12 protein-coding genes are annotated in these 16,234 nt (G+C 52.0%); 4 read left to right on the top strand and 8 right to left on the bottom strand.

Features of this window, described 5'->3' with window-relative positions; all coding sequences use genetic code 11:
• The first annotated feature begins 34 nt into the window (after positions 1-34).
• The 3 genes from HMPREF0645_RS01935 (at position 35) to HMPREF0645_RS01925 (ending at position 3,860) form a co-directional block, all read left to right on the top strand.
• The gene (locus HMPREF0645_RS01935; protein ID WP_007173136.1) at positions 35-733 is read left to right on the top strand and encodes a 5'-methylthioadenosine/adenosylhomocysteine nucleosidase; all 699 of its coding nucleotides are present in this window, start codon (positions 35-37) and stop codon (positions 731-733) included.
• A 57-nt stretch (positions 734-790) separates the two neighbouring features.
• Positions 791-1,270, top strand: a complete 480-nt coding sequence (locus HMPREF0645_RS01930; protein ID WP_007173135.1) for an S-ribosylhomocysteine lyase — start codon at positions 791-793, stop codon at positions 1,268-1,270.
• Between the two features lie 112 nt (positions 1,271-1,382).
• Complete coding sequence (locus HMPREF0645_RS01925; protein WP_007173133.1) at positions 1,383-3,860, top strand: bifunctional UDP-N-acetylmuramoyl-tripeptide:D-alanyl-D-alanine ligase/alanine racemase; 2,478 nt, start codon at positions 1,383-1,385, stop codon at positions 3,858-3,860.
• A gap of 76 nt (positions 3,861-3,936) precedes the next feature.
• Here the strand turns inward: HMPREF0645_RS01925 and rfbD are convergent, their stop codons facing one another.
• The 3 genes from rfbD to menA all read right to left on the bottom strand — a co-directional run bounded on the left by rfbD (position 3,937) and on the right by menA (position 6,436).
• The gene (rfbD, locus tag HMPREF0645_RS01920; protein ID WP_007173132.1) at positions 3,937-4,806 is read right to left on the bottom strand and encodes a dTDP-4-dehydrorhamnose reductase; all 870 of its coding nucleotides are present in this window, start codon (positions 4,804-4,806) and stop codon (positions 3,937-3,939) included.
• Positions 4,807-4,821: 15 nt separating this feature from the next.
• Positions 4,822-5,391, bottom strand: a complete 570-nt coding sequence (rfbC, locus tag HMPREF0645_RS01915; RefSeq protein WP_044123135.1) for a dTDP-4-dehydrorhamnose 3,5-epimerase — start codon at positions 5,389-5,391, stop codon at positions 4,822-4,824.
• 133 nt (positions 5,392-5,524) lie between these two features.
• On the bottom strand, positions 5,525-6,436 hold the full coding sequence (gene menA, locus HMPREF0645_RS01910; protein WP_007173130.1) for a 1,4-dihydroxy-2-naphthoate octaprenyltransferase: 912 nt from the start codon (positions 6,434-6,436) through the stop codon (positions 5,525-5,527).
• Positions 6,437-6,504: 68 nt separating this feature from the next.
• Between menA and HMPREF0645_RS01905 the strand changes: the two genes are divergently transcribed.
• Positions 6,505-7,134 carry an HD domain-containing protein gene (locus HMPREF0645_RS01905; protein WP_007173129.1) on the top strand — a complete coding sequence of 210 codons (630 nt, stop codon included), beginning with the start codon at positions 6,505-6,507 and terminating at the stop codon, positions 7,132-7,134.
• A gap of 481 nt (positions 7,135-7,615) precedes the next feature.
• On the opposite strand, the gene HMPREF0645_RS01895 is transcribed toward HMPREF0645_RS01905, so the two are convergent.
• Genes HMPREF0645_RS01895 through HMPREF0645_RS01875 form a run of 5 tightly spaced genes read right to left on the bottom strand, consistent with a single transcriptional unit; the run spans position 7,616 to position 16,220 of the window.
• Positions 7,616-8,884 carry a hypothetical protein gene (locus HMPREF0645_RS01895; protein ID WP_007173128.1) on the bottom strand — a complete coding sequence of 423 codons (1,269 nt, stop codon included), beginning with the start codon at positions 8,882-8,884 and terminating at the stop codon, positions 7,616-7,618.
• A 27-nt stretch (positions 8,885-8,911) separates the two neighbouring features.
• Complete coding sequence (locus tag HMPREF0645_RS01890) at positions 8,912-9,121, bottom strand: hypothetical protein (RefSeq protein WP_007173127.1); 210 nt, start codon at positions 9,119-9,121, stop codon at positions 8,912-8,914.
• Between the two features lie 36 nt (positions 9,122-9,157).
• Positions 9,158-10,543 carry a RagB/SusD family nutrient uptake outer membrane protein gene (locus tag HMPREF0645_RS01885; protein WP_007173126.1) on the bottom strand — a complete coding sequence of 462 codons (1,386 nt, stop codon included), beginning with the start codon at positions 10,541-10,543 and terminating at the stop codon, positions 9,158-9,160.
• A 60-nt stretch (positions 10,544-10,603) separates the two neighbouring features.
• On the bottom strand, positions 10,604-13,915 hold the full coding sequence (locus tag HMPREF0645_RS01880; protein ID WP_007173125.1) for a SusC/RagA family TonB-linked outer membrane protein: 3,312 nt from the start codon (positions 13,913-13,915) through the stop codon (positions 10,604-10,606).
• A gap of 52 nt (positions 13,916-13,967) precedes the next feature.
• Positions 13,968-16,220, bottom strand: a complete 2,253-nt coding sequence (locus tag HMPREF0645_RS01875; RefSeq protein ID WP_044123220.1) for a S9 family peptidase — start codon at positions 16,218-16,220, stop codon at positions 13,968-13,970.
• Between the last annotated feature and the right edge of the window lie 14 nt (positions 16,221-16,234).

Below are 16,234 nucleotides of genomic sequence, written 5' to 3'. Positions count from 1 at the left end.
GTGCAATCTGTCTTGGTTTTTGTAACTTTGTGGCATGAAGCGAATAGGAATACTCGTTGCGATGGATAAGGAGTTTGTCCAGTTAAAGACATTGCTCCAGGAGGTTCAGTCTGAGCGCCGCAACTTGAAGGACTTTGTGACGGGACACATGGACGACGTTGAAATCATCATGCAGCAATGTGGGGTTGGCAAGGTCAATTCAGCGATAGGTGCTGTCGAGATGATCGACTGCTTTCATCCGGACTTGATGATCTCTACGGGGGTGGCCGGGGGTGCCGATACAGAACTTAACCCGTTGGATGTGGTGGTCGCATCGGAGTGCACCTATCACGACGTTTATTGTGGTGCGGAGCTGGAGTATGGCCAGGTGATGGACATGCCGTCCCGTTTTGTGGCTCCTGTAGACCTGGTTGATAAAGCCTTGAAGTTGAACGGGCTGGACATGGGGGCTCAAGTGAAAAGTGGGCTGACCGTCAGTGGAGACTGGTTTGTGGACAGCCGCGAGAAGATGCAGGAAATACTGTCTCATTTCCCGCAAGCGATGGCCGTTGATATGGAAAGTTGTTCAATAGCGCAGACCTGCCATGTCTATAATGTTCCGTTCATATCCTTTCGCATCATCAGCGACGTTCCACTGAAAGACAGTCGGGCATCACAGTATTTTGACTTCTGGGACCGCATGGCAGAAGGCAGCTTCGAGATCACAAAGGCTTTCTTGAAACAAATAATATAAATGGGCGCACCGGGTCTCTTTTGCCCGGTATGCTTGATTTGCCAAATCGAATAGACAATGAAAAAAATCCCTTCATTTACCATTAATCACGACAAATTGCTTCGTGGAATCTATGTCTCCCGCAAAGATCAGGTGGGAGACGAGGTCGTGACCACATTTGATATCCGCATGAAAGAACCCAATCGGGAACCTGTTTTGCACAATGGAGCCATCCATGCCATGGAACATTTGGTGGCAACCTATCTCAGGAATGATGAGGAATGGAAAGACCGCATCATCTACTGGGGACCCATGGGATGCCTCACGGGCAACTATCTTCTAATGAGGGGCGATCTGGAATCGAAAGATATTGTGGATCTGATGATTAGGGCATTCCGCTTCGTGATAGACTTTGAGGGTGAGATCCCGGGATCCACGCCGCGCGATTGCGGCAATTATCTGCTCCACGATCTGCCCATGGCCAAGTGGGAGTCGCGCAAGTTTGTTGAGGAAGTGCTCGAGAATATCAAGCCTGAAAATCTGGTTTATCCCCAATAAACTTAGGTTCATGTTCGAGATATTGCTGTAAGTAAAAATAATATTTCTTGATTCCACAGACCTGATATTCCCGAATATTGTGTAAGTTTGCAGGCGTTTTTAAGTTTAGATCATGACATATACTATTGAAAAAGTTGCCACCCTCATAGGTGCGCGTCGTTATGGCAAACACAAAGCCGACATAGGCTTTTTGCTTACCGACAGCCGTTCGCTTTGTTTCCCGGAGGAAACCTTGTTCTTTGCCCTGAAAACCAAGCGAAACGACGGACACAATTATATTGCAGATCTTTATCGCCGGGGCGTCAGGAATTTTGTAGTGACGGATGTCCCAAACAATTATGACAGTGCTTATTCCGGTGCCAACTTTCTCAAGGTCATAGACACGCTCGAGGCTCTTCAACGACTTGCCGAACGTCACAGGGACGCATTTGACATTCCCATCGTCGGCATCACGGGGTCGAATGGTAAGACCATGGTCAAGGAATGGCTCTATCAACTCATGTCGCCCGATATGTATGTCACGCGCAGCCCGCGCAGCTACAACTCGCAGGTTGGCGTGCCCTTGTCGGTATGGTTGATGGACAAGCAGACCCGGTTGGGCATCTTTGAGGCTGGAATCAGTGAGAAAGGCGAGATGTCGGCACTGCGCGATATCATTCAACCCACCATAGCTGTGCTGACTAACCTGGGTTCAGCTCATCAGGAAAACTTTGAGTCGGCCGAGGAAAAGTGCCGCGAAAAGGCCATACTCTTCCATGATGCCAAGACAATTGTGTATCATGCTGATGATAAGATTGTGGCCGGCGTGGTGGCATCCCTCGACTATCGGGGCGAGCGGTTGTATTGGTCAACCAGCGACCGACAGGCACCGATGTATATCAAAGCAGTTGAGAAGAAGGAAACGGCAGCAACCATCACCTATATATATAAAGGTGGGATCGAGAATTGGTACAGCATTCCCTTTATCGATGATGCCTCAGTCACCAATTCAATTGTCTGTGCCACGATAGCCTTGCACCTGGGACTCGATGCCGACAAACTCGACGAGCGCATGCTTCAACTTGAGCCTGTCGCCATGCGCTTAGAGGTGAAGGAGGGGCGGCATGGGTGCACGCTGATTAACGATTCGTATAATTCAGACTTCAACTCACTCGACATTGCCCTCGACTTCATGAACCGCCGGCCCGACCATCAGGGTCGCCGCCGCACACTGATTCTGAGCGATATCTTTCAAAGTGGGGTAGAGCCGGCTCGACTGTATAGAGATGTGGGTGAGTTGGCAGCAAAGCGTGGTGTGGAAAAGCTGATTGGCATCGGCCCATCGATTTCGAGTTACGCCGACGAAATACATACCCAAGAGAAATATTGCTTTTCAACGGTAGCTGATTTCATTCATAGTCCTGTATTTAAAGGGCTTCGCAACGAGGTGATTCTTTTGAAGGGTGCCCGTCGGTTTGGTTTCGATCGGATTACCGAGCTGCTTGTGCAGAAAGTGCATGAGACGGTATTGGAAGTCAATCTCAATGCCGTTGTTGACAATCTGAATTATTATCGCTCGTTCCTAAAACCCGAAACCAAGTTGGTTTGCATGATTAAGGCCGATGCATATGGCGCCGGCAGTGTGGAGATAGCCAAGTCGTTACAAGACCATCAGGTGGACTATCTTGCCGTGGCTGTGGCCGATGAAGGAGCCATGCTGCGGGGCAATGGCATCACGAGCAGCATCATGATCATGAATCCAGAACTTTCTGCATTCAAGACGATGTTCGACAACGATCTTGAGCCCGAGGTCTATTCATTCAGGTTGCTTGATGCCTTGGTGAAAGCAGCAGAGAAAGAGGGTATCACAAACTTCCCGGTCCATATCAAGCTTGATACGGGCATGCACCGTTTGGGCTTCGATCCGGAGAAGGATTTGGACAAACTCATAGAGAAGCTTCAACATCAGAATGCAGTGATACCCCGGTCGGTGTTCTCCCATTTCGTCGGAGCAGACAGCGATGACTTCGACAGTTTCTCGGCATTGCAGTTCGAACGTTTCGACAGGGCCAGCAAGCGGTTGCAGCAGGCCTTTGAACACAAAATATTGAGACACATGGACAATTCGGCCGGTATAGAGCATTTCCCCGGGTGGCAGATGGACATGTGTCGGTTGGGACTGGGACTTTATGGCGTGAACAGCCGTAATAATGAGATTATCAATAATGTATCCACGCTCAAGTCCACGATCTTGCAGTTGCGTCGTGTTCCTGCAGATGAGACCGTTGGCTACAGCAGGAAAGGTAAACTCATGCGCGACAGCGTGATAGCAGCCATTCCGATCGGATATGCCGATGGCTTGAACCGTCACTTGGGCAATCGCCGTGGCTATTGCTTGGTGAACGGGTGCAAGGCCGAATATGTTGGAAACATCTGCATGGATGTGGCCTTGGTCGATGTAACGGGTATTGACTGCAAGGAGGGAGACACGGTTGAGATCTTCGGCGACCATCTTCCGGTAACAGTGCTGAGCAAAATCCTTGACACCATTCCCTACGAAGTGCTTACCAGTGTCAGCAGCCGTGTGAAGCGTATTTATTTTCAGGATTAGGCATAGGAGATCAAAACTTGGCCATCATCCCAATCAACGTCTGTAGATTAAAATTTAATCTCGCGGAACAGATGGCCTACATCTTCTCCATGCACGCTTTCAGTGAATCGACCCAATAGGGCACGCTGATGCCAAAAGTTTCCTTGATTTTTGTTTTGTCGAGCACCGAGTAGGCCGGCCGAGTGACCGGTGATGGGAACTCACTGCTGTGACAGGGCTGAATGTCGCAGTCGGTGTGGCCGGCGAGGGCTGCTGTCATCTTGGCAAAGTCGTACCAGCTGCACACGCCCTCGTTGCTGTAATGGTAGATGCCACTGTGTCCCACGTATTTGCGATTCTCCACGATGTCGAAAATGGTTAGGGCGAGGTCGTAGGCGTAGGTGGGGGTTCCGGCCTGGTCGAAAACAACCTTGAGGCTGGGCTTCGTGGCGGTGAGGTTGAGCATCGTCTTCACGAAGTTCTTACCAAATTCAGAGTAGAGCCAGGCTGTGCGGATAATGATGTGGGCTGCGCCTGTGGCTTGAATCTTCTGTTCACCGTGCAACTTTGTCAGTCCATACACCCCCGTCGGGGTTCCCGTCTGGTCTTCCTTGCAGGGCACATTGTAGGGGTCGCCGCCAAACACATAGTCGGTGCTGATGTGTACCAGCAGTCCGTCCACCTCTTTCATTGCCTTGGCCAGATTTTCCGGGGCGACGGCGTTGAGCGTCTCAACAATGTCTCCTGCGGTTTCGGCGGCATCCACATTGGTCCATGCCGCGCAGTTGATGATGCACCCGATGTTGTTTTCCCGCACCATCTTGCGAATGGCTTCGATGTCGGTGATATCTAATTTTTGATATCCGTCGCACACATCGGTGAACAAATAGTTGTTCTTGCTGTTTTTGGCAACGATTTGCATTTCGTTGCCCAGTTGCCCGTTGGCACCGGTCACTAATATATTCATTCTTCTATTTTTTTGTCAATACAGTTCCACAGAATAGTCAAAGAGATCAGTGGCTTCTTCCAACAGCGGATGGCAGGCATCTTTCTCCGAGAGAATCACCTTGTCGGCAGGTATGCGCCAGTCTATGCCGAGCGCGGGATCGTTCCATGCAATGGCTCCCTCACTCTCCTTGCAATAGAGATTGTCACACTTGTATTGAAAGATGGCAGTCTCGCTCAGCACACTGAAGCCATGTGCAAAACCACGGGGGATGAAGAACTGCCGATGATTGTCACCCGTCAATTCCACAGCCACATGTTGTCCGAACGTGGGCGACCCCTTGCGGATGTCTACGGCCACATCGAGCACGCTGCCGCTCACCACCCTCACAAGCTTGCTCTGCGAGTGTGTTCCCCGCTGGAAGTGCAGACCGCGAAGTACTCCGTACGATGATTTCGACTGGTTGTCTTGTACGAAGCGTATCGGTCGCACCTTCTCGTCGAATTCCTTTTGGTTCCATGATTCGTAGAAGTAGCCGCGGTCGTCCTTGAAAATCTTGGGCTCAATGATCACGACACCCTCAATGCTTGTTGTGATAATTTCCATTTTTATATCTATATTATATAAGCAAAGGTACACATTAATTGTGAAAGAACGAGCAATACTCGCCATTTTTCTTAACACGAATACTGCGTCAGAACCGTAGGCGACACCGTCTCGACATCGGCTCCCACCGCGTCTACACCAGTAACCCCACGGTAACGGCAAGTCCGTAAACAAACATGTTGCGCGCCGTCTCGCCCAGAATTTTGTTCAGCGCCTTGCCGTGGTCTATCCTGATCATGCGGCGGAAGGTCATGACGTGTAACGGGGCATAGGTCAGTGCGGGAAGCAGGAAGGCATACATCCGGCCGTTCAGCACAAACACCAGCCCCAAGGCTATGCCCGTCAGTCCGGCGGCAAGATACAGCCGCTTGCCGGTTTTGGCACCTACCCGCACCACGAGGGTTCGCTTGCCGTCGCGCCGGTCGTTGTCAATGTCGCGGTTATTGTTGATGAGCAGCAGGGTGTCGATGACGAATCCACAAGCCAACGAGGCGATAAAAACTTCTGGTGTGATGACCCGTATCGGTTCCGGAAGGCTGAGGTAACAGGTAAGGCACACGGGAATGATGCCGAAAAATACCAACACTAACAGGTCACCCAGTCCGAGATAGGACAGCTTGGTGGTGTAAAGGAAACAGAACAACACGCAGAGCGCTCCCACCACAATCATTTCCCATCCGCCAATCCATGCGAGTGGCAATCCGACGATACAGCCCAGTCCCGTGGTCACGGCCAATGCGCGTTTCATGGCCACGGGCGTAATCCATCCCATCGTGCACGCCCGGAGCGGACCCAGACGCGTGGCCAGGTCGTCGTTGCCCCGCTGATAATCAAAATAATCGTTCACGAAGTTTGCATCTATCTGCATGATAAATGCAAACAAAAAACACAACACGCAAGGCACCCACCTGACCTGTCCGTCCGAGATCGTCCAAGCCAGTGCTGCACCAATCATCACCGGCACGGCGGCTCCCATCAGTGTTTTGGGGCGCGCGGCCAGCACCCATGCCTGTATCGAATTGGTTTTCACATGAGATTCGTCCATAATTACTTGCAAAAGTAGACATTATTTGGTATATTTGCAAGTGCAGTTCATTTTTTAATACCCGCTCCATGGAAGTCAGTCTCGACTTAATGTCGTTCGTTGAAACGACCATTCTTCCCAAATACAACTCGTTCGACAGTTCTCACGGCTTGGTGCATGTACAGCGTGTCATAGCCAACTCGCTCGTGCTGTCGCGCCAGCTGGGTGCTGATGCCAACATGGCATACGTCATCGCAGCCTACCACGACCTCGGTATGAGTGGCCCGCGTGCCATTCACCACATCACGGGTGGCAAGATTCTTGCGAGCGATCGTCGACTGACCAAATGGTTCTCGCCCGAACAAATCAATATCATGAAAGAGGCTGTGGAGGACCATCGCGCCTCGGCATCTCACGCACCCCGCAGCATTTATGGCAAGATTGTGGCCGAAGCCGACCGCGACCTGCAACCCGACGTGGTGTTCGAGCGCGCCATAGCGTATGGTTTGGAACGATATCCCGAACTGGATCAGCAACAACAATGGGAGCGTTTCAGCAAGCACATGGACGAGAAATACAGTGTTAACGGCTATATCAAGTTGTGGATACCCAACTCACCCAACGAGAAATATCTGAAAGAGGTGCGCGAAATCATCGCAGACCGGGCACGTCTTCGTGCTGTTTTCGAGCAAATCTACCCACGGCTTCGGTCTGTATAACGGCTTATTGTCTGCACGTGAGATTTTCAGCAGCTGATGATAAGCAATACTGGATGTACGAAAAAAATACCATTTTTCGGCCTGTTATTTTTGGAGCATCCAGCGGAAAATGCGCCATGTTTTTGACAGTATTTCCAGTTGTGATCATGGGAAAAAATCAAAGGGGTTGCGACGACGGTCTTATCGCCTGGCGGTTAAGGCTTAGAGGCGACGTGGATGAAGCCTACACGTGCTGTGATTAAGCTTTGGTCGCCATGCCATTCGATACCTCATGGCGGACGATAAAACGGTCTTTATCAATGCTTTTTTATTAAAAAGCTGATTGTCAGCAGTTTATAATTTCTCCCTATTTTCCCGTATTTCCGGCCAACAGGTTCTTATTTTAAAATAAACGAAATACAGCGGGGTGTTTGTCAAAAAAAAGTGGAAACAATGTTGGTTGTTTCCACTTGATGAATAGGGTTCTATCCGATTTGTCTGCTTATTCCTTGCGCGTGAATGCGATACGGATAGGGGCATCGAGCATGGCTGGATCGCCACCACTGTAGGCCATTGACTCGTACACCTCTTTCCACGACATGCCCCAGTCGCCGATAGTAGTGTCGGTGGGTTTATATTCATAAAGCGTCATCACGAGTTCCTCTTGATTGGTATTCTCATTGCTGCGCATGAAGAAGCCTACGCGATAGCTGCCGATGGTCTTGTCGACTGGAGAAATATTGAGATTGACATTGTCTATTTTCAGCACGGTGAGATCCACTTTTCTTCCACTTTCTTCCTGCATTCGTTCGGTTCGCGTACCGATGTTGGTGGCGGTGCCGGCAGCGGTGAAATAGTTTTTCAGCTTACCGGTGAAGTTCGGTGTGAACTGGTAGTTCTTGCCGTCGCCTTTGAGCGTAAACTCGTCGCCCTCAGGAGTACCATCTACGAGAATGGTGGCTGCGATGCCCCAAGATTGTTCCCACCAAGTGTTGTTGATAACACTTGAAAACACCCACGTGCCAGAAAGGTCTGCATCTCCCATGATATTGATGGTCAGGGTGGGGTTGTTTCCGGGTATCATCGACTCGTTCTTGCTCAGTCCCAGCACAATTTTGTCGTGTCCTTCGCGCTTTTTCAGGAATTTTACCGTCACCTGTCCTTCGTCTTTTCCGGCTGGGAAAATGGCTTTTTTGCCATTCACAAACTCAAAGTCGGTGCCCTCCACGGCGGTGGAAGCAGCGTCTACGTCCACATCGAGCGCTGTGGTATCGGGGAAGGCAAACTTGGAGCCGGTAGCGGTTTCCAGTTTGATGTCGAAACTTTTGACGATGGCCAGTTTGTCGTGGCTGTTGGCAAAGCTGTACACATTGGGGCCGATGAGCACCACTTGGGTGTAGTCCATGAGTCCCAACCGAACACCGTCGGTGTTGGCCAAGGTCATGGTGGCGCTTCTCGACTTGCTCACTGCCTTGCGTGTGACGGTGATTTCGGCTGCGGACTCGCCTGCCTTGAACTCAAACTGCTGGGCTGAAACGGTGAGTTCGCCGGCGCCCTCACCGGTGAGGGTGAAGGGCACGGTGAGGTTGGTTTCGGCGGGTGAGGAGGAGACGAGGCGCACGGTGGTGACGGCTCCCACGGAATTATCGACCGTGTAGGCGTTCTGCGCGAATCCCACAATGAACTTGGGCATGTCGTCTTCTTTGTCGGAACATGATGTGATCCCCGCGAGGGTCAGCACCATGGCGAAAAATATAAAGAGTTTTTTCATGATTCGTAATTTTTATGAACGAATGAACTATCGTGGTACATTGTTGTAATACTCGTCTCGAATGTCGCTCACCTGCTTCTGTTCTTGGTCATTGAGCAAGGTGGGATCGGGCAGACGGTAGGAGGCGGAGGCTGTGCTGAAGCCCTCGAGGGACACCACCTCGTCCGAATTGTCGCATGAGGTGAACATCGCTGTGGCCAAGCAAGCGCTGAAGGCCAAGTATATCATTTTTTTCATAATGCGTAGGATTGAATGGTTGTTGTGTATGAGAAATTAATAGTTGAGCTCGGTGTAACCCGGGTTCTGAACCATGCCCTCGGTGATGCGGATGTCGCTCTCGGGAATGGGCAGGGTGTACATGTAGTGCAGGTTGGTGTATTTGCGGCCGTTGTAGGGCACCCAATACTCCGGTCCGCCGTTGCGCTTGAGCTCAAAGAAGCGGTCGCCCTCGAGGAAAAACTCCTTGTGGCGCTCGTTGAGGATGGTGGCCAGCAGTGCTGTCATGGGTTTTCCGTCGCAGTCGGTGGTGAGCAGGGTTGCCTGGGGTGCTGCGGGCAGGGTTTCGCGGGTGTAGGGTTTTACGCCGTCGATGCGATGGGCGCGCAACTCATTGAGCGACTGCAGAGCCTCGTCCTGTTTGCCGAGATGATAGAAGCTTTCGGCCTCCATGAACTTGAACTCGGCGGCGCGCATTCCGCAGTAGATGGGCTTGATAGCCTGGCGCTTGCGGTTGATGCTGATGGCATAGCGCACATCGGTGGTATCCTCTCCATTTTGGAAACAGTCGATAAACCGTTTGCTGACGGGACGGAATTTTATACTGCTGTTGGTGGCGTTGTAATCATCCTCTGCGCTCTGTGCCGCGAGACGATAGACCATGATGAGGTGATTGTTCATCGGTGTGTAGGGCTTGGCAATCATCTCCTTATAGGCGTCGCCCGAGAGCAGCGGGTGGCTCTTGAGCAGTTCCTGAGCCAAGGGCAGGCACTTGTCCCACTGCTCGGTCCAGAAGTAGAGACGTGCCAGATAGCCTTTGGTCACGTTTTCAGTGAATCGATAAAGTTCGTCGGAGCATTTGTAGCTGAGCGACTTCTGCAAGTCGGTTTCGATGAAGTTGATGGTGGCCTGCATGCTGCTGCGGATGGGTCGGGCCTCCATGTCGAAGCGGTCGACCAGCGGCATGCCCGGTTGACTGTCGTAGCTGCCCTTGACCGGGGCTTCACAATAGAGGCGAAGGAGCTGGTAATAGCACACGGCGCGCAGGGCGTAGGCGGCGGCCAGCACGTTGTTGGTCGTCTTGGTGCCTTCGTCGGTCATGTTGTTGATGACGATATTGCAGTCGCGAATTACCTCGTACAGGGCGGCATAGCCCCCCGATAGGTTCCCCATATAATAGGATAGCGTCCGACCCGGTTGCTCGGTGAGGCAGGTTTCAAAGTCGTTGCAGCCGGCCATGTCGAAGTCGATAACCCGCTTGGCATTGTAAATGATAAAATCTTGTTCGCCAACATCGATATCGTTGAGGTGGGTATGGATGAGTGCTGAAAACTCTTCCGGGGTCTTGGGTATGACCTTGCCATAGGGCTTCACGTCGAGATAATCGTCACACGAAGTGAGCAACAGGGTGATGGCACAGGCCAAAAATATGATTTTTTTCATAATCGTTTTCTTGTTTGTTGTCTTCGCCGGTCTCCCTCGGGGGAGTGGGGCGGTGTGAAATTAAAGTCCTACAGACACCCCAAAGGTGAACTGTCGTGCCAACGGATAAACGGCTCCCGGGGTTTCGGGGTCGATGCCGCTATAGTTGGTGATGGTGAAGATATTGTTCATCGTGAACGATACGGAGAGTGACCCCAAGCCCCAGCGCTTGATGAGGCTTTCATCGAAGTTATAGCTCAGTGCGAGAGAACTCAGTTTGAAGTAGGACACGTTTTCGAGCATCGACGCATTGTTGATGACAGACGACAGTGTCATATAGTTTTTCAGTCCGATAAACTCGCCGTAGGCATCGATGATGCGCGGATTGGCATCGGTGCGCGGGTTGGCCGGTGTCCATCGGTCGGTGGCGTCGGTGCGTACGTTGAGGTGGTTCACATACAGGTCATTGATCTGTGCCGGTGGCGTTTCCACCTTTGTTGCGTTGTTGATGTTGGTATAATTCACAGGCGACTTGATGTTGTTCAGCATCTTTCCGTTGATGGAGTAGCTACCGCCGAGTCCAAGAGTAAGTTGCTTATAGCCTACACTCAGGCTGTATCCACCGTTCCATGGCGCATTGCTCGTGCCGAGATAGAACAGGTAGTTGGAGTAGTAGTTGCGGTCGGCAGCGGTCTCAAACACAGCGTCGGGTCGGCGTTCGAAGGTGTAAACCCCCAGTTGTGGGTCGATGTCCTGCAGCTTTCCGCTGAAGATACTACCGAGGGGATAACCCTTGTGAACGCCTGCAGACAATCCGCTCACCGGCGAATTGTAGTCCACCAACTTGTTGTAGTTGTAGGCAATGTTGGCACTGGCCGATCCTCTCCAGTCCTTGGTCTTGAGGAAGATGCCCGTTAGCGAGAGCTCCATACCTGTGTTCTCTAGCGTTGTCGTGTTGTAGACCTGACTTGAGAAACCGGTTGTGTAGGGCACTTTGACACTCGACACGGCATCGGTGGTACGTCGGTTGTACACCTCGCCCGTGAAATGCAACCGCTCATTGAAGAAGCCGGCATCCAACGAGAGTTTCCAGTCGCGTGTCTTCTCCCAACGCAGTTTGGGGTTGGGAGCATTCTTCAGCCATCCCATGCGGAAATAATCGTTATCGGTGCGTCGGTAGGCGTTGTGATAATTCATGATAAGTTCCGGCGAAACGCTCTTGTTGATGTTACCTGTGTAGCCGAAAGAGCCTCGCAGCGACAGGCTGCTCATCCACGTCTTGAGCGGTTGGAAGAACTCCTCCTGATCGACATTCCATGCCAGTCCGAGCGAACCCGTGGGGTTGAACTGCTCATCGCTACCAAAGTTGTTACTGCCATCGGTGCGCGCAGTGAGGCTCAGGATATAACGTTTGAGCAACACATAGTCGAGAGAGAAATAGAATGAGGCAAAGCGGTCTTCAATGATGCTCTGTCCCGAGAGTCCGTCGACAATGCGGGCATACTTCTGCAACTTTTGGAAATCGATATTTGTGCCCTCGCGGTACACGGGAATGGCCGAGTTGCCCGATACGGGATCGTATCCGTAGCGCTTGGTGAAGAGGCTCTTGGCATACTGCCCACGAACCTCCGAACCGAGGAGTGCACTGAAGTAATGAATGTCGTTGAAGGTATTGAAATAGTGCAACTGTCCGCGCAGGTTGTAGCTACGGTTGTAGGTAGAGCTCTGCGTGATGTTGCTGTAGGTACGCTTTGAGGTGAAGGTGTCGTCGAACGGTCGATCCTGCCATGCGGCAAGGGTTCCCCTGTCGTTAAAATTATCGGTGTTGTTGGTCACATAACTGTAGGATGCCAGTCCCTCAAAGCTGAAGTTTTCGAGAATATTGACACTCAGGTTTCCGATAAGCGTAAGACTGAAATTATTGTCCTTCACCGATGTGTTGTTGATTTCGCGCATGACATTGAAGCCATTTTCAGGCAGCGGAAGGTCCACTGCACCGTTGGCCGAGCGTATGGTGTAGTAGGTTTGGTCGGGCGAATAACTGCCGTCGTTGTTGTAAGGACGCTCGTAAGGATTGGCAAAGTAAGCATACTTGAAGGGGTCTACACTGCCTGAGCTACCACGCGACTGTTGCCATCCCATGTCGGCGGAGAGTCCCATTTTGACTCTATTATTGGGCTTGACGTCTATTTTCGACGATATGCTGTATCGGTCGTATTGGGTTTTCTTCACCAATCCGTTGTTGTTGCTGTAGCCGAGGCTGATATAATAGGTGCTCTTCTCCGATCCGCCCGACATCGAGAGGTTGTGGCTCTGCGATAGCGAGTTGCGGAACAGCTCGTCAAACCAGTTGGTGGAGTGCTGTCCGAGCTTTTCGATCTCGGCATCTTGCTCGGCTTTTGACATTCCGGCATACTTGCCGTAGCCCGATCGAATCATACCCACAACGCCGATAACGGGGTATCGACCTTTGGTCTCGAAGCCCGGTTTGGAAAATTCGTCCCATAATTCCTGTTCCCAAGCCAGTTTCTGTTTGGAATCCATGAGGTTGGCATCACGGGGTGGCGAAGTGGTGATCGAGAGGTTGGTGGAGTAGTTGATGCTCATTTTGCCCTGCTTACCGCGTTTGGTGGTCACCACGATGACACCGCCGGCAGCGCGTGAACCATAAATGGCCGCAGCCGAAGCATCTTTCAACACCGTGACGCTTTCAATGTCGTTGGGATTGATACCCGATATGCCGTTGGCAAAGATGTTGCTGAAATCACCAGCCCTCACCTGGTTGCTCGATATGGTGGGCAGGTCTTTCTGCAAGGGCACACCGTCTACTACCCACAGCGGGTCGGCGTTACCGGTAATGGTATTGGTGCCTCGAATTCGAATCTTGGCCGTCTCGCCGGGGCGCCCTGAGAGTGCTTTCACATCCATGCCGGCCACTTTGCCCTGCAACAGCATGTCGATGTTGGCCAGCGGCATGTTTTTCAAATCTTTCTCGGTGATGGTGGCTACCGATCCGGTGATGCGACGTTTGGTGTTGCGCTGATAGCCGTTCACCACTACCTGGTCGAGCGTTGTCTCGTCGTTTTCCAGCACGAAGTTGCCTTCTAAGGGTTTGTTTACTTTCACTGTGCGCGGTTGGAAACCGAGATAAGTCACCTTGATGTTTCTGCCGCGGGGCACCCACAATGATACTTTTCCGTCCACATCAGCCACTACGCCTATTGGCTTGCCGTCCACGTTGACCGTGGCTCCGGCGAGCGGCTCACCTGAGATGTCGGTCACGGTGATGTTCACGAGCACGTCGCTGTCGCTATGCTTAGCTGTTGACTGTGCTCGAAGCTGTAGCGAGAAGACGCTCAGCAGCATCACAAAAATAACTTTTAGTGTTCGCATAAATATTGATTTGATAGGATTTTAATTAATTTCCGAAGAATGATGCATGCTCTTATCTGGCATGCTTGATGATATCCATGTCTCTTTCCGTTGGCTGCAGCAGGTTTTCCTTGAAGTAATAGCGGATGAGATTCACGTAGTAGGGACTCCAAACACCGTGGTCCTTGCCTGGCAACACCATCATATCGAAGCGCTTGTGGTGCTTGATGAGGGCGTCGGCCAGGCGCAGTGTACTGGTCCAAGGCACATTGTCGTCCACATCACCGGAGATAAGCATGAGCTTGCCCTTGAGGTTTCCGGCCAGCTGCATAGTGGTGGGAATGCTGTCTTGGGGCACCAAGCCGTGGAAAGTTTCGCCCCACCACTGTATATAGTTGTTGTTGTCGTAGTTGCCTGAGGCTGCCACGCCCACCTTATAAAAGTCGGGGTAGGTCATCATGGCTGTGGCAGTCATGAATCCTCCGCCCGAATGGCCGTAGATACCGACACGGTCGAGGTCGATGAATGGGTAACGACGAGCCAGAGATTCAATGGTATGCTTGTCGTCGGCCAGTGGATAGTCACGCAGGTTACCGTATCCATAACAGTAAAAATCGCGTCCGCGCAGTGGTCCGCTACCGCGTGGAGCCACGTTGATGACTACAAAACCCATCTCGGCCAGCGCTTGGTTGCCGTTGTCGTCGATGGTGAATCGGCGGGGCAACTGGTCGTCTTGCGGACCGGGATAGACGTTCGAGATGATGGGGTATTTCTTGGTTTTATCGAGGTTGGTAGGCAGATACATCACGCCGTAGAGGTCGGTGACGTTGTCGGCCGCCTTCACCTTCAGCAGCACGGGTGGCTGCCAACCCTTCTCGCGCAATGCCTTGTCGGACGTGCGCGCAAACTCACGTGCCCTGCCCGGATGCTCCACGTCGACAATCTGGTAGACAGGAGGCATGTCCATGCGCGAGTATGAGTCGATGGCATAACGCCCATTTGGCGAGAACTGCAACTCGTGAGTGCCGTTGCCTGGTGTCAGTAGTTGCTGTCGTCGGCCTTTCAGGTCTGCCTTATAATAATAGGTGTAGCCCGGGTCGCTGCTGTTTTCCAGTCCGTAGCCTGTGAAAATCATATACCCAGCTTTCTCATTGATATGTTCGATGCGTCCTGCCACGAGTTTGTCACCGCGCGTCACACGGTTCTTCAACTTCCCATCGACATCGTAGAGATAGTAGTTTCCACGTCCTGTGCGTTCGCTCCACCATAAGATTTCCCTTCCTCCGCGGATGAATCGGTAGCCCGAGAACGTCACGTTGAGGTGGGGTTTGCTCACCTCGGTAATCACTTCCGTGATGGTTCCCGTGGGTAGGTCAATGCGACAGAGCTGGAGCGTGTCCACGCTGCGGCTGCGTCGCGTGAACCACAGTGTGTCGTTGCTTTCGCCGTAGGCCATGGACACGGTGGGGTCAGTCATGCTGCCCTGTACTGGCAGCAGTCGTCCTTGGCGCGTGTCGGCGTTATACCAGAACAGCTTGAACCGCCGCACGCCCTTCTCATTGGGCAGCGGCATCTTCTTGGTGCGCAATTTCGGGCGGTGCCCGCTGATGGCATCGAGAATATAAAGGTCGCCCACCTCCGAGTCGTCGTATACGAAGTCGATAAACACATGGCCGTACCAGCGGCCTGAAACGTTGTTCCCATTCAGTTTCGGTTTAGCGCTATTGTAACAGTATGAAGCATTTTCCTTGCCGTCAAAGGTGATTTGCGTGGTGTCGCCCCGCCGGTTGTCTTTGATATAAAGGTTGTATTGGTCGCCCAGCATGGTGTAGAGCGAGTCGTTGGTATGGGCTGATCGACCAAAGCCTGAGCCACGTCTGCCATGCCGTTTCTCCTTGTAGTCGCGGTCTATAGCCAGTCTGCCGGTTGTGCGGTCGTACACCAAATGCTTGCCGCGACGTGTCCAATAAAGGCGAGTGGGGTTGTTGCGGCGCAGCGATACGCCGTAGAGCTTGATGTCGTCGGCCTTCATCGTCGTGTCGCCCGTGAGTTCTGCGTATTGACTCACCAGGCTGTCGTTGTTCTTAAACAATGGTTGCTTCCTGCCATCGGTTCCCATGATATGGTACAGGGTGCGTCCGTTCTTTTTCCCGCTGTAAATCAAGTATGACGACTGGTTTATCCATGAAGCATCCACCCGGCTCCGGCTGTAGGTGTCGTAGAGTGCACTTTCCGATATACGCTCCACGCGGTTCCAGTCCACCTGCTGTGCCAGGACCGATACCGAGCAAGCTGCCATCCATAGCAAAGTATATATTTTCCTCATCGGTTTCATCTCTC

Origin of the sequence: Hallella bergensis DSM 17361 (genome assembly GCF_000160535.1) — a bacterium.
Lineage (GTDB): Bacteria > Bacteroidota > Bacteroidia > Bacteroidales > Bacteroidaceae > Prevotella > Prevotella bergensis.
This window is presented reverse-complemented; position numbering and strand designations above follow the sequence as displayed.